Source organism: Paenibacillus sp. SC116, from assembly GCF_024733555.1.
Classification (GTDB): Bacteria; Bacillota; Bacilli; order Paenibacillales; family Paenibacillaceae; genus Paenibacillus_B.
Genome location: NZ_JANIOF010000007.1, coordinates 181,998 through 195,584, shown reverse-complemented (window position 1 = coordinate 195,584; position 13,587 = coordinate 181,998). Strand labels below are relative to the sequence as shown.

Genomic DNA, 13,587 nt, shown 5'->3' with positions numbered 1-13,587 from the left:
AGCGTCGAATAAAAGCCAGCTAGTATACGAAGGCAGTAAGTTAAGGTATGATAGTAAGAATGGAAGACGGCGGTCGATCTCATATGAAGTCCTATGCTGATACAGTGCAGGATGGAGGGGATGGCCGCTTCTTGATGTTCATAGCCACAATCGCTCGTTTGTAGTTTAGTTAAACGGAGTGTATGAACAAAAATACAGCTACTTTTAGTTAGACATCATCATTTATAGATGGATAAGGACAAAAGTACAGTTATTTTAAGCGGAAAGCGTCATTTTGAGCTAAATATGGACAAAAGTGCAGTTTTTTTCTCGATTATGGGCTTAAAATAGGAAATGATACTAAAATAACTGCATTTTTGTCGATAATATCCCAAATGAGGGTACTTCCAGATTAAATAACTGCATATTTGTCACTAATCTATACGGGGAGCTGAAATAGACCTCGACAAGATTGCCGATGAACTGTCATAGTCCTATCAAGTGGGCTCTGATGACATGTCAGAAATATTTGTTGCGCCCCATTGAGGTATGAAATGCAAATTGTGAAGGTGAAAATTTTCATTGCTAGGGGACACAAGCCACATAAGGTTTGAAAAATGACATAAATCGATGTTTAGAAGTGTAGCAGGATACACTTTTTAAGTTGATGCCATAATGAATTTGATTTTAGATACAATGTTTTTAAAAAATAGAACTAATGAAGTAGCAGCTTGGAGGACGGTATGAATAATCAAGGCAGCAAGCGAGGCCAGTCGGGTAGACGAGGTCAAGAGCAGGGACAGGGAAAAGGAAGAGCGCGTAATAACGCTGGTAGAGGGAGTTCAGGTGCGAGAGGAGCTTCAAAGGCGGTATCGACGGCTCCTGTGCAAAAAAATGATGAAGTGACATTAGATATTATCGGCTTAACGCATGAAGGCGACGGTGTAGGGCGCGTAGAAGGCTTTACGTTGTTTGTACAAGGCGCATTGCCAGGTGAACGTATTGTTGGGCATGTACTAAAAGTGAAGAAGCAGTATGGCTATGCGAAGTTGAAGCAGCGTCTTACGGATAGTGAGGATCGTGTGGAAGTGACGGGACGTCCAGAACATTATGGCGGCTGCCAGCTGGAGTATATGTCCTATGATGCTCAGCTGCGCTGGAAGCAGCAGCATGTGGTTGATGTGCTGGAGAGGATCGGCAAGTTCGAAGTGAGCAAGAAGGAAGAAACTCCCATTGAAGCAGTTCAAGTCTTGCCTACGCTCGGAATGGACAACCCGTGGCGCTATCGCAATAAGGCGCAAATTCCAATTGGTAAAGATGCGCGTACTGGTGAATTAATCGGTGGTTACTTCGCGCGTGCGAGCCATCGCATTATCGATACAGATGCTTCTTTGATCCAGCATGAGGCTATGGATGCAGCGATGAAGACAGTGAAAGATGTAGCGCGTCAATATAGCGTAGAGCCGTATAACGAAGAGACGCATACAGGATTGCTGCGCCATATCGTTATCCGCTATGGTTTCCATACGAATGAAATGATGATCGTGCTTGTGACAAATGGCGAGCGCTTGCCGCAAAAGGAAATGATCGTAGATGCATTAGAGGAACGTTTGCCACAGTTGAAGAGTATTTGTCAAAATATTAATACCAAACAGACGAACGTCATTATGGGTGATAAAACGAAAGTACTGTGGGGCAGTGAGACGATTACGGATTATATCGGAGATTTGCAGTTTGCGATCTCTGCACGTTCGTTCTATCAAGTAAACCCAGTACAGACCGAAGTGCTGTATGAGGAAGCAGTGAAGTTGGCGGGTCTGACCGGTCAGGAGACGGTCATCGACGCCTATTGTGGCATCGGCACGATCTCGCTCTTCCTCGCCCAGCGCGCGAAGCGCGTGCTAGGCGTTGAAATCGTCGAGGAAGCCATCGCCGATGCGCGCCGCAACGCGGCGCTGAACGGAATCACCAATACCGAGTTCGCCGTCGGCGCCTCGGAAGTGGTAATCCCGCAATGGAAGTCGGCTGGTACTGCCGCCGACGTGATCGTGGTCGATCCACCCCGTAAGGGCTGCGACCAGGCACTACTCGACACGATGCTTGAGATGCGCCCAGAGCGCATCGTCTACGTATCGTGCAACCCGTCCACGCTAGCACGCGACTTGCGTGTGCTAGCGGACGGCGGCTACACGGTCAAGACGGTGCAGCCGGTGGATATGTTCCCACATACGCCGCATGTTGAGTGCTGCTCATTGTTAGTTTGGACAGGGAACTAAATCAGAGATATATTGGCGAGATAGCAAAGAGGGGGCAAACCCCTCTTTTTTATGTTAGGCTATATGAAACCTTGTTGCCATGTTGCTTCTAAACTTTTGGAATGGGGATTCCCTTTTTTTGAATTATGTAATTGATTCACGTATCAATATTAATGTTTAACAGAGCCATAGGCCTAATTACTGCTATTACTGACAGTAGGCTTTATGAACATAGGAGGATAATATGTCCTGGAGCAAATTGAAAAAACAACTGGAGAGCTTTCTCTGTCCTGCATTAGTTGGAAAATTCGAATACAGCGCAACCGGTTATCGTTATTTACCGGATAAATCAGGAATTTGTTATATTGCCGTAGATAAAAAGAACGTACTCAATATGAATGATATAACTAACTCTATCAGATGGTATCAGACGGAGCTGGAAATCAAGAATGATTCAGATATCCAAATTCCTATCAGCGATGAAGAAATTGAAGCGATTAGAAAAGAAACCAAGGGGAGCGTTCCGGAGGATCGTCTAAAAGTAATTGCAAGAAATAGAAAAATATCGGAACATGCTAAGGAGCTTTTGTCAGCACAGGCCGCATTAAGTAAATCCAATTTTACCGTTGTGGCTAATAAGTTCTTAACTACCTCTATAGAGGAAAGCATAGAGAGTAATGATATCGTATTGAATATTCTAGCTTTGGTGGACAGAAGAGTTGGGAAAAAGCGGCTTCTAAACATGGCAGAGACGATGAAGTTAAAGCATCCGATTGTGCAGTATTTTTATAAATTAAGACTTAATGGATGATGATAATCATATGTCAGGAAGTTTCTTGACTCTTCTCAAAGTTGATTTGTTTGCTAATTGTTATCTGTGAATGGTAATGAATAGGCAAGGTGTCATTCGTCAAATGGACAGGCTAGTGATGATTTACCTAGAAGATTGCACCGCCGGGTATGACGCTGCACCGTGAAAGCCCCTCCTCACTGTCGAATGCGGCAGAGAGGAGGGGCTTTCGAATGTTACGGTGAGAGTGGGGCTTCGTTGCAAAATCGTCTCTAGGCTAGTTATCATTCTTCCATCGAACCGAAAAAACCACACCCTCCTCGGCATTGGACAGGCTGTACTCCGACTGATGAATATTCAGTATCGTATTGACGATATACAGCCCCAGGCCGCTGCCTCCGGTCGTACGGCTCCTGGATTTCTCAATGCGGTAGAACGGCTTGAACAGCTTGGGAATTTCGCTTGGCTCTATATACGCCCCGGTGTTCAGCACGCTTAAGTGTACATGACCCGTATCGTTATGCAAGGTGAGTCGAATTTGCTCGCCGCTCCGCGTATAGTAGACCGCATTGCTCATCACATTGGAGATGGCTTTGGACAGTAGACGCTTGTCTCCTGTTACCCATAGGTCGGGTGCAAGATCGGCCGACAGCTTAATATCGTTCAGCTCGCATACGTACTGTATCTGCTCGGCTGCATCCCGAATGAGCGCAGACACATTCACAGCGGCCATGCTCGGCTGGAAGCGATGATTCTCCAGCCGCGAGATTTCGAGAATTTCGTAAACCAGCTTATCCATCTCTTTCAAAATGTGATGGGATTGCGCTAGATATTTGTCCCGATCCGAATAAGGCCCGACATTGTGAAGCATCGCCTCAAGCTGTCCAGATACGGCCATAATAGGCGTTTTCAACTCATGGGAGATCATGTCCATAAATTCCCGCCGCAACGCTTCCTCTTCTTTCTTCCGCTGAATATCATCTTTCAACTGTGCATTGGCCTCGGTAAGCTCCTGCATGGCGTGCTGCAAATTCATAGAAAGCTCGTTCAGGGAGCGGGAAATATCGCCAATCTCATCACGGGAATCATGGCGGGAGCGCTCCGAGAAATCCAGTTGAGCCAGTCGCTTGGCTACTTGGCTGATGCCGATCAGCGGCCGGGCGATCAGGCGTGTGTAGACAAGTGCTCCCAGTACGGCAATCACTAGAATGATAAGTGCCATATACGGGAGGAGCCGCAGGAGCATTTGCATCGCTTCATCAATCGGCTGCAGGGAAGCATGCACAAACAACGTATATCCGCTAGATTCGTATCCGGGCAAGGGTAGATTGGAATGGGAAATCATCTCCATCATCTTAGCCGACGGTGCACTCAGAGTCTCCTCAGTAGAAATGATGATGGTGGAAGCAAGGTCATCCTTTTCCGTGTTCGTTTCCGACACCCACTGCGGAAAGGAAAGACCTTTGGTGAAATGGGCAGGGTACACCCATTTGCCCTCGCTGTCTTGTACGGACAACGAGGCATTGTAACGCAAGGAGAAGTTATCCAGCCGTTTGACAGCTTCTGTCCAGTCTTTTTGTGGGAAGGTTTCTAGCAAGTGAGTGATGCCCTGATTCAAGTCGGCGGATTTGTTCTGCAAATAAAAGGACGGCAAAATAAAATACAAAGTTATATACAACAATAGCGCGAAAGCAATAAGGACGAGATTGGTTAACACAAAAATTTTAAAAGCTATGCTTCTATACTTGCTCATGTCAGCTGCCCTTCCATTAAATAGCCGATGCCTTTAATCGTTTCAATGCATGAGATTTTCATTTTTTTTCGAATGTTTTTGATATGGGCATCGACCAGACGCGTATCGCCGAAAAAGTCGTATCCCCATACGCGATCCAGAATCATCTCGCGTGTAATGGTTCTCCCTGCATTTTCAATTAGATAGGCAACGATTGAGAACTCACGGACGGTCAATTCAACCAACGCGTCATCGACAAAAGCCTTATAGCTGTCGCAATCCAGACGAATGCGGCCGTATAGCAATTCCCTCGGTTTCGATTCCGAGCGCGATCTTCGCAAGACTGCTTCGACCCTTTTGACAAGCACATTGAAGGAGAAAGGCTTGGCAATATAATCATCGGCCAGAAGCTCGAAAGCCTGCAATTGATCCTTCTCCTCGCTTAAGGCAGTCATCATAATAATCGGTGTCTGGCTCTGATTGCGAATCATTCGGCAGATCGAGTATCCATCCATATTCGGCAGCATAACATCCAACAGCACAAGATCGAATGTCCCCTCGGTAAACTTCCGGTATCCCTCGGCTCCGTCGCTGGCAACATCCACATCGTACCCCTGCGCTTTCAGATATTCCGCGATCAACTCCTGAATATAGCGGTCGTCTTCAACGATTAATATGGCTTCAGACATAAGGCACCTTCTTTAATGGTTGATTTTATTTCCTGATCATACCATGTCGATATGAATTTTATATGAAAAAAAGAGCCTTCCAACCATCTTCTTGTGAATTTCAAACGGTTTTCATACGGATTTCACATGGCCGCCGTAAGATGGGTTCCGAGGAGGGATGCCCATGAGGAATATAGTGAAAAAGATATTTTATCGCGAGACGAACATCGCCTTGTTATTTCTGGCGCCCAGTCTGGCGGGATTTGCCCTGTTCTATTTGCTGCCGTTTGTCGCCGGGTTTTATTATTCCTTGATGGACAGTCCCATACAAGGTTCGTTTGTCGGCTTGGCCAACTACAGGGAACTGCTGCAGAGCGATTCCTTCCGCCTTGCCGCACAGAACACCGGACTGTTCACCGTAATGGGCGTACCTCTCGTGATGGCGATCTCGCTGGCGCTGGCCTTGATGCTCAATCGCGCTTTGCCCTTGCGCAATTGGCTCAGGGCCACGTATGTGATGCCGCTTGTAGTGCCAGTGGCTTCAATTGTTCTGGTATGGCAGCTGTTGTTCGATCGCTCTGGCGCAGTCAATGCGCTCTGGACGCTATGGGGAGGCGAATCTGCAGACTGGATGAACTCGCCTTGGGCTCGCGTCGTTGTGCTGTTGGTTTATCTGTGGAAGACGATTGGCTATAACATGATCCTGTTTCTGGCTGGATTGCAGAACATTCCGAAGGACTACTACGAGGCGGCCGCTCTGGATGGTGCCGGGCCGTTCCGGCAATTGTGGTCCATTACGCTGGTTTATTTGACGCCAACGACGTTTTTTGTGGCGATCATGTCGATCATTAGTTCATTCAAGGTGTTTCGGGAGACGTATCTGATCGCGGGAGATTATCCGCATGAAAGCATCTATTTTCTCCAGCATTATATGAATAACATGTTCCAGGCGCTGGATTACCAGAAGCTTACCTCTGCGTCCTTCCTGATGGCTGCGGCGATTATCCTTGTGGTTGTGATCCTGTTCCGTTTCGAACGGAAATTTCACGGAAGCGTGTCGTAATGGAGGGACGTATGAAGGAGTCGTTGAAAACAGGTGCGTGCTTCTCCGTTCTGCTCATCCTGGCGTTGATCATGATGTTTCCGCTTGTGTTTACGGTCAGCAATTCCTTTATGACAGAAGGCGAAATCCGGTTTAATTACAGCATGGAAGAAACAGATGTCGGCTATGTCAATCTGAAATGGATTCCCGATTGGGTCAGTCTGGAGCAGTACAAGGCGCTGTTGTTTGACCGCATGCAGTTCTTAATCATGTTCTGGAATTCCTTGCTGTTGGTCGTGCCTATTGTGGTGGGGCAAGTCGTCGTGGCGACTATGGCGTCATTCGGGCTATCGCAATTTCAATTTCGCGGTAGAGAAACGTTGTTTTTTCTTTACATAATAACGATGCTAATGCCTTTTCAAGTGACCTTAGTGCCGAATTATTTGGCCATGGACTGGCTTGGGTTGCTGGACAGCCGCGCGGCGATTATTCTTCCGGGCATCTTCTCGGCCTTCGGCGTATTCCTGCTCCGGCAGTTCATGATTGGAATTCCTCGCTCCTATGTGGAGGCTGCGAAAATCGATGGCGCCGGTTACGTGACCATCTTCGTGCATATCATTATCCCCATGTCGCGTCCCGGCATTGCCGCTTTGGTCATTCTGACGTTCGTTGATTATTGGAATATGGTGGAGCAGCCGCTGATCTTCCTGCATGACGCATTCCAGCAGCCGTTGTCCATCTATTTGTCCCGAATTAATGAAGGGGAGCTTGGGCTGGCCTTTGCCGCAGCCGTGATGTATATGCTCCCGATGGTGTTCGTCTTCTTGTATGCAGAGAATGATCTGATTGAAGGCATTCAATTATCAGGTGTGAAAGGGTAGAAAGGCAGGTTGAATGATGGAAATCGGGAATGTACTTCGTGCCAGGCGTAAACGAAACATCCGCATCGCCGCTTCGCTGTTCTTCGGGCTGATGCTGTTGACGACCTTCTTCTCCAACACCATCCAGCAGTTGACGTATCCGAAAGTGCGTACCGAGAAGGCGGTGCATCAGCAGTTGAGCTATGTGATCAAAGGCGAGGGCACGCTGACGCCGCGAGAGATCGAATCGGTATACGACAACTCCAGTTGGAAGGTGATCCAAATCGAAGTGGAGGTGGGGGATAAGGTGAAGAAAGGGCAAAGGCTGCTGACACTTGATACAACCGAGGCCCGCAACGCGCTGCTAGATGAAGAGGCACTATACAAGAAAAATCAACTGGGGATGGAGACGTTGCAGACCAAGTATAAAGGCGCCCACTACAATCCGTCGCCGGAAGTAAATCTTCTTCAGGTACGAACGGATATGGAAAATCTGCAACTGGATATGCAAATTCAGGAACGAAAGCTGAGTCGTATGCGGGAAGCCTTGAGTAAGCAACAATTTGTGATTGCGCCGATCGACGGAATCGTGACCGAGGTGAATGCCGACCTTGGAGTGCCCGCTGCTGCGGGGAAACCTGTCATCCAAATTGCGGATCTTAGCCAAGGCCTTGGCTGGAAGCTGACGGTTGCGAACGAACAGGTTCGCGGACTGAAGGTTGGCGAAGAGGTTGAGCTCTATATGAACGGGGACCAACAAGATTTGATTCGAGCCATCGTGACCGACATCAAAGACGCGGAAGCAACCGCGACTACCGCAGCTGGGAAGCAGCTTTCCTTTCGGGTTACCGCTGCGAAGCTGAAAGGGGGTGAAGCTGTAGGTATTCATTGGGAGCGAAAGTCCGAATCGGCGACGATGATGGTGCCGAAAAAAGTCGTGCACAGCGATGCGAAAGGTTATTTTGTATACATTATGGAAGAGCGGAAGGGCCCTATTGGCAATCAATTTACGATCCGGAAACGTTATGTCACGCTTGGAGATGCGGATGAGCGGAACCAGGTGATACTGGACGGATTGATTGGGGAAGAGAAGATTGTGGCGGAAAGCAGCGAGCCTGTGAATGAGGGCGATCAAGTCAGAATGTAGACTGAAGAACAGGAGAGGAGTTTGCGAGATGAGAAAATGGACTTGGGTGATTGGGTTGCTTGTGCTGGTGGTCGCTGTAACGGCTTGCTCGAGCTCGAATGATAAGAATGAGGACGGTAGGAAAAACAGATCGAACGAATCAACCGGGGGGAAAACGGTTGTGACGATGGCCGTTGTGCAGAAAGACCCGGGAGGGTGGCTGGAGCAAGCCGAGAAGGCTTATGAAAGCAAGAATCCGAATGTGGATATCGTCATCAAGGAGTATGTGGCGCTGCCTGAGCGCTCCCCCAGCAAGGTTATAAACGTACTGGGCGAGTTCAGTCCTGCTGATCTGGAGAAATATCGGAACGCGACCAACACCGATCTCATGTCTGGCAAGGGAGCCGATATTATCTCTGTTAGTGAGCTGAATTATGAGAAATATGCGGACAAGGGGGTACTTGCCGACCTTGGAGCCCTGATGGAGAAGGACCCGGAATTCGACCCCGCGAAACTGTTTGGCAATGTCATGGACGCGGCCAACGGCGGGGGCAAGAAGGTGGTCGCACCGATCTGGTATGACATTCACATTGTGAGCAGCGCGCTGGAGCCGAAGGAGTTGAAGGTGGATGACGCGAGCTGGTCGTGGAGTGATCTGCTGCATCAGGGGGCGGAGCTCGCGAAGGATCTGCCGGGCGATCTGGAAATTATGGGGGGCGTTGCGCCCGCAGCGCTGCTGCGGAAGATCGTGATGTCCGACTATGACCATTACATCAACCAGGAGGAGAAGACGGCCAGCTTTGATACCGGGGAGTTTGCCGGGCTCCTAAATCAGTTGAAGGAATTGTACGGATCGGGAATGCTGTCCGACAACCATAACAAGTTCGTAGAAAACCGGGATATTTTTCGCGATCAGTCGCTTGCCAGTCCCCTGATTGCTCTGGAGACGCTGCAGTCCAAGCGGCAAATTTGGAATCCGCCCGGGAACGGCAAGCATTCGGGATTACGCTTCTCATCCAACATGATGCTGGCGATAAACGCCAAATCCGGAGTGACCGAAGAAGCATGGAAATTTATAAGCTACTTGCTATCGGAAAAGGCGCAGTCGAATCCAGGCATGTGGGCGGGGTTACCGATGAATAAAGCTGCCGTCGCCAGTAAGCTGAAGAGGAACGGATCGGGAATGATAGTGTTTGGAACCACGGATAAATCGAGCGTGAAAACGAAGGCACCGGCAGAAGTCACGGCACAAGAGAGGGAACGACTGATGGCCTATATCGGGCAGCCTGGGTATTTCCATGGCAGCGATCCCCGATTGATGGATATCGTGGAAACCGAAACGGCCGCATTCTTTGCCGGAGAGAAAGCAGCGGACACTGTCGCGAAGCTGATTCAGAATCGGGTCAAAACCTATTTGAACGAGTAATGGCAACCGGATCGTCAGACAAAGCCTGTTCGTGAGTTTATGTGTGGAACAGGCTTTGTTTCTGAATGATGGAGGAGGATGAGTTTAACTTATTCTGAAAGAATCTATCATTTTCGTACGGGTGAAATTCTCCAATAGGCGAAGCCAACAAACAAAATTCCTCCGACCATATTTCCAAGTGTGACAGGCAGCATATTATGAAGCCAGCCAGCTAGATTAATGGCTTCAGGATGATTAGGCAGCAGCATGGCAACGCTTAGCAGCGTCATATTTGCAACACTATGCTCATAACCACTGCCAATAAAGGCGAATAAGCACCACCATATTGCGAACATTTTCGCTCCTTCGCTTTTCAAGCGCATACTCATCCAAATGGCCAAACAAACTAACCAGTTACAGAGTATCCCTCGAAAAAATAATTCGCTAAATGGTGCCGTCATCTTCTTGGCAGCAGAGCTGAAAATCAGATGATCAGCTGGTGCAGCATCAAATAATCCTGCTGCTTTTACAAGTAACGCAAGTATAATGGCTCCTAGCAAATTTCCAATAAAGACAATGATCCAATTGAACACCGTATCCTTTATCGTTGTTTTCCCTGCTAACGTACTAATCGTATAAATCATGTTGTTGCCAGTAAACAATTCTGCCCCGGCCATAATAACTAAGGTCAGCGCGATGCCGAAGCTTGCTCCCATAATAAGTGATTGGTAGGGGGAGCTCGCTTGTGCTAACGGTGCTCCAACAGAAAAAATAAGAATAATACCTAATCCTACATAGGCTCCGGCTAATAAAGTTGCAATAAAATAACCAAACGGCTGCTGCTTCATATAATTACTCTTTGCTGCACCTGCTTCAGCAATCGTTTCTACGTTTTGTTTATACATGGGCATTCCTCTTTCACGTAGGGTTCAAAGCTCTTATCTACTCAAGTATAATCATTGCTAAACAAAGATGTATACCTTGCCTTGATCAATGGAAGTGTCATACGTTGCTACACATCCATCATCCGGCTCTTGAACCGTACCATCGAGTAAGGAAACCTTGTAGTCATGAAGTGGACAGTACACATAATCACCAGACACAATACCTTCAGCAAGCGGCCCATTGGTATGAGGACAAACCCCGCCAATTGCCTTAACACGATCATCTAGTAAGCGAAAAACGGCAATTTTAATGCCATCTACAACGATTTCACGTCCAATTCGCTGCTGCATCTCATCAAAATTTGCGACAAATACTTTTTGCTTGGTTTGAGTCATTGTTATCCTCTCCCCACTGTAAAGAGTTCTTTTTCCATGCTTTCATTCTCACGCACAGTTGTCCATGGATCATTGCGTTTGCCAGCGACTGCCTCATCCAGCTCTGCGAGCAAATGCTTGCACTGTTCCGGGTCTAGCAGGACAGATTTGATATGCTCGAATCCTAGTCTTTCTACCCACGGTGCAGTACGTTCTGTATAGATTCCCGTTTTACGATAGTATTGAATCATCGCTCCACAAAGATCAATCACCTCTTGCTCCGTCTCGACCGTTGTTAGCAACTGTGCCTCCTTAATTTCGGTTCCACCATTTCCGCCTATATAAATTTGGAAGCCGTTCTCTAAGCCTATGACACCAAAGTCTTTCACTCCACTTTCTACGCAGCTGCGAGGGCAAGCAGAAACGCCCATTTTAAACTTATGCGGTGTGTCAATATACTCGAATCGTTCCTCCAATTTAATGCCTAACCCCATTGAATCCTGCGTACCAAATCTGCAGAAGTTAGCTCCGACACAAGTTTTGACAGAGCGCACTGCTTTGGCATAGGCGGAAGCAGATGTCATATCTAGCTCCTCCCAAATATCAGGCAGATCCTCCTTCTTTACACCAAATAAGCCGATGCGTTGACTGCCTGTTATTTTTACAAGCGGGATCTCATACTTGTCTGCAACCTGTGCGATTTTCAACAATTGCTGTGCTGTTGTTTGTCCGCCTCGCATTCTTGGAATAACAGAGAAACGACCATCCTTTTGGATGTTTCCATGCATACGTTCATTGACGAAACGAGATGCTTTTTCATCAACATGTTCTTTGGGGAAGGTAACATGAAGGTAAAAGTTGATTGCAGGACGACACTTGGAGCATCCCTCAGCATTGCGGAAGTTTAGCTCCTGGAATACCTCTTTCGTTGTCGTTAAGCCTTTTTGATGAATCTGCAGTACAATTTCGTCTCTCGTTAAATGCGTACAAGGACATATACCAGTAGGTGCCGCTGTAACTTTATCTCCGAGCACATGCGTTAATAGTTCGTTGATGGTAGATTTACATTTACCACAGGAATTGCCCGCCTTGGTGCAGCGTGTAACTTCCGTGACAGATGTTAATTGCTGAGCATGAATTGCTTTAACAATAGTGCCCTTCGTCACACCATTACAGCCGCACACCGTATCGGCATCATCCCAATCGGCAACACTCATGCTTGCCTCACCACCCGCTGAAGCCAGCAGTGTTACAGGATTGAGTGTCGTAATATCAACCCCGTCTCGCAGCATTTTATAGTATCTGTTTTCCTCTGTCGTATCACCATAAAGAACGATGCCAACAACTTTATTATGTTGTATAAAAAGCTTCTTATAGCTATTAACCAAGCCATTATAGGCTTCGATCCCTTTAATATCATCACGCTCATGTATGATTCCTGCTGAAAAAAGATCACAACCGGATACCTTTAAAGAGGTGGAGACCGTGCTGCCGCGATAGCCCTCCGTTGCTCGATCTGTCAACACATCCGCCAATACGTTTGCCTGCTCATAAAGTGGTGCCACAAGTCCATAGATCATATGATTATGCTGGGCACATTCACCTACAGCATAGACATCCTCAGCACTCGTCGCCATAAAATTATTGACAACAATCCCGCGCTCAACGTTCAGACCAGCTGCTTTGGATAGCCCTGTTACGGGTCTAATGCCAACGGACATTACAACCAAATCTGCTGCTAGAACAGTACCGTCACTAAATTCAAGTGCTTCTACTTTTGTTGTTCCTCGTATGCGAGTTGTTTGTTTCTCCATTAAAAATTGGATGCCTTGCTGCTCCAAATCCTTTTTCAGCAGTTGTCCTGCTTGTTCATTTAACTGGGTTTCCATTAGCCATTTTTCTAAATGTACAACAGTGACCTCCATGCCTTGGTCGATTAAACCTTTGGCTGCTTCAAGACCTAACAATCCTCCGCCAATGACAGCTGCTCGTTTGCAGCTTTTAGCTTTCTCAATCATTTGTATCGTATCGTCAATCGTGCGGAAGCCCACCACACCTTGAAGCTGTGCGCCCTCAATGGGTAAAATAAAGGATCTTGAGCCTGTAGCAATGATACATTTGTCATACGTGATACATGTTCCACTTACTGTCGTTACTCGTTTGTTTTCTGTATCTATTCGTGCAGCAGGATCGTGGTGAATAAGCCGAATGTCATTATCCTTGTACCACTGCATGGGGTGGGTAATAATTTCATCGACCGTCATCTTGTTCTGCAGTACATTGGATAACATAATGCGATTGTAGTTGGTGTATGGCTCTTCGCCTATAATCGTTATTTCGTATTTGGTGGAGTTGCGTTCTAAAATTGCTTCAATTGTTCTTACGCCTGCCATGCCATTTCCGATTAACAGTAGTTTCTCAGTCCTCATAGCAATCCTCCTCATGCGAAAAATTCACTTAATATTATGTGA

11 protein-coding genes are annotated in these 13,587 nt (G+C 47.2%); 6 read left to right on the top strand and 5 right to left on the bottom strand.

Annotated elements, in window-relative coordinates; all coding sequences use genetic code 11:
* The first annotated feature begins 722 nt into the window (after nt 1–722).
* Nucleotides 723–2,255 (top strand): 23S rRNA (uracil(1939)-C(5))-methyltransferase RlmD, encoded by a 1,533-nt coding sequence (gene rlmD / locus NQ117_RS22275; protein WP_258280212.1) that lies wholly within the window; start codon nt 723–725, stop codon nt 2,253–2,255.
* 223 nt (nt 2,256–2,478) lie between these two features.
* Nucleotides 2,479–3,045 carry an SF0329 family protein gene (locus NQ117_RS22270; protein ID WP_258280211.1) on the top strand — a complete coding sequence of 189 codons (567 nt, stop codon included), beginning with the start codon at nt 2,479–2,481 and terminating at the stop codon, nt 3,043–3,045.
* A 256-nt stretch (nt 3,046–3,301) separates the two neighbouring features.
* On the opposite strand, the gene NQ117_RS22265 is transcribed toward NQ117_RS22270, so the two are convergent.
* Nucleotides 3,302–4,777 carry a sensor histidine kinase gene (locus NQ117_RS22265; protein ID WP_258280210.1) on the bottom strand — a complete coding sequence of 492 codons (1,476 nt, stop codon included), beginning with the start codon at nt 4,775–4,777 and terminating at the stop codon, nt 3,302–3,304.
* The gene (locus tag NQ117_RS22260) at nt 4,774–5,445 is read right to left on the bottom strand and encodes a response regulator transcription factor (protein WP_258280209.1); all 672 of its coding nucleotides are present in this window, start codon (nt 5,443–5,445) and stop codon (nt 4,774–4,776) included. The genes NQ117_RS22265 and NQ117_RS22260 overlap by 4 nt, the downstream gene beginning before the upstream one ends.
* 163 nt (nt 5,446–5,608) lie before the next feature.
* On the opposite strand from NQ117_RS22260, the gene NQ117_RS22255 reads away from it, so the two are divergent.
* From NQ117_RS22255 to NQ117_RS22240, 4 genes are read left to right on the top strand one after another with little or no spacing between them, the layout of a single operon-like run.
* Nucleotides 5,609–6,487 carry a carbohydrate ABC transporter permease gene (locus tag NQ117_RS22255; RefSeq protein ID WP_258280208.1) on the top strand — a complete coding sequence of 293 codons (879 nt, stop codon included), beginning with the start codon at nt 5,609–5,611 and terminating at the stop codon, nt 6,485–6,487.
* Nucleotides 6,488–6,498: 11 nt separating this feature from the next.
* Nucleotides 6,499–7,347: a carbohydrate ABC transporter permease gene (locus tag NQ117_RS22250; RefSeq protein WP_258280207.1), complete on the top strand. Its 849-nt coding sequence runs from the start codon at nt 6,499–6,501 to the stop codon at nt 7,345–7,347.
* 13 nt (nt 7,348–7,360) lie between these two features.
* Entirely contained in the window at nt 7,361–8,473 is a 1,113-nt protein-coding gene (locus NQ117_RS22245) for an efflux RND transporter periplasmic adaptor subunit (protein ID WP_258280206.1), read from the top strand.
* Nucleotides 8,474–8,501: 28 nt separating this feature from the next.
* A complete protein-coding gene (locus NQ117_RS22240) occupies nt 8,502–9,878 on the top strand; it encodes an ABC transporter substrate-binding protein (protein WP_258280205.1) in 1,377 nt (458 codons plus the stop codon).
* Nucleotides 9,879–9,985: 107 nt separating this feature from the next.
* Here the strand turns inward: NQ117_RS22240 and NQ117_RS22235 are convergent, their stop codons facing one another.
* Genes NQ117_RS22235 through nirB form a run of 3 tightly spaced genes read right to left on the bottom strand, consistent with a single transcriptional unit; the run spans nt 9,986 to nt 13,545 of the window.
* Entirely contained in the window at nt 9,986–10,762 is a 777-nt protein-coding gene (locus tag NQ117_RS22235; RefSeq protein ID WP_258280204.1) for a formate/nitrite transporter family protein, read from the bottom strand.
* A gap of 57 nt (nt 10,763–10,819) precedes the next feature.
* On the bottom strand, nt 10,820–11,137 hold the full coding sequence (gene nirD, locus NQ117_RS22230) for a nitrite reductase small subunit NirD (protein ID WP_258280203.1): 318 nt from the start codon (nt 11,135–11,137) through the stop codon (nt 10,820–10,822).
* A gap of 2 nt (nt 11,138–11,139) precedes the next feature.
* The gene (gene nirB / locus NQ117_RS22225; protein WP_258280202.1) at nt 11,140–13,545 is read right to left on the bottom strand and encodes a nitrite reductase large subunit NirB; all 2,406 of its coding nucleotides are present in this window, start codon (nt 13,543–13,545) and stop codon (nt 11,140–11,142) included.
* Nucleotides 13,546–13,587: the final 42 nt, after the last annotated feature.

Coding starts and splice junctions, on each gene's coding strand:
- rlmD (WP_258280212.1), top strand. CDS start 723: ATGAATAATCAAGGCAGCAAGCGAGGCCAGTCGGGTAGACGAGGTCAA.
- NQ117_RS22270 (WP_258280211.1), top strand. CDS start 2,479: ATGTCCTGGAGCAAATTGAAAAAACAACTGGAGAGCTTTCTCTGTCCT.
- NQ117_RS22265 (WP_258280210.1), bottom strand. CDS start 4,777: ATGAGCAAGTATAGAAGCATAGCTTTTAAAATTTTTGTGTTAACCAAT.
- NQ117_RS22260 (WP_258280209.1), bottom strand. CDS start 5,445: ATGTCTGAAGCCATATTAATCGTTGAAGACGACCGCTATATTCAGGAG.
- NQ117_RS22255 (WP_258280208.1), top strand. CDS start 5,609: ATGAGGAATATAGTGAAAAAGATATTTTATCGCGAGACGAACATCGCC.
- NQ117_RS22250 (WP_258280207.1), top strand. CDS start 6,499: ATGAAGGAGTCGTTGAAAACAGGTGCGTGCTTCTCCGTTCTGCTCATC.
- NQ117_RS22245 (WP_258280206.1), top strand. CDS start 7,361: ATGATGGAAATCGGGAATGTACTTCGTGCCAGGCGTAAACGAAACATC.
- NQ117_RS22240 (WP_258280205.1), top strand. CDS start 8,502: ATGAGAAAATGGACTTGGGTGATTGGGTTGCTTGTGCTGGTGGTCGCT.
- NQ117_RS22235 (WP_258280204.1), bottom strand. CDS start 10,762: ATGTATAAACAAAACGTAGAAACGATTGCTGAAGCAGGTGCAGCAAAG.
- nirD (WP_258280203.1), bottom strand. CDS start 11,137: ATGACTCAAACCAAGCAAAAAGTATTTGTCGCAAATTTTGATGAGATG.
- nirB (WP_258280202.1), bottom strand. CDS start 13,545: ATGAGGACTGAGAAACTACTGTTAATCGGAAATGGCATGGCAGGCGTA.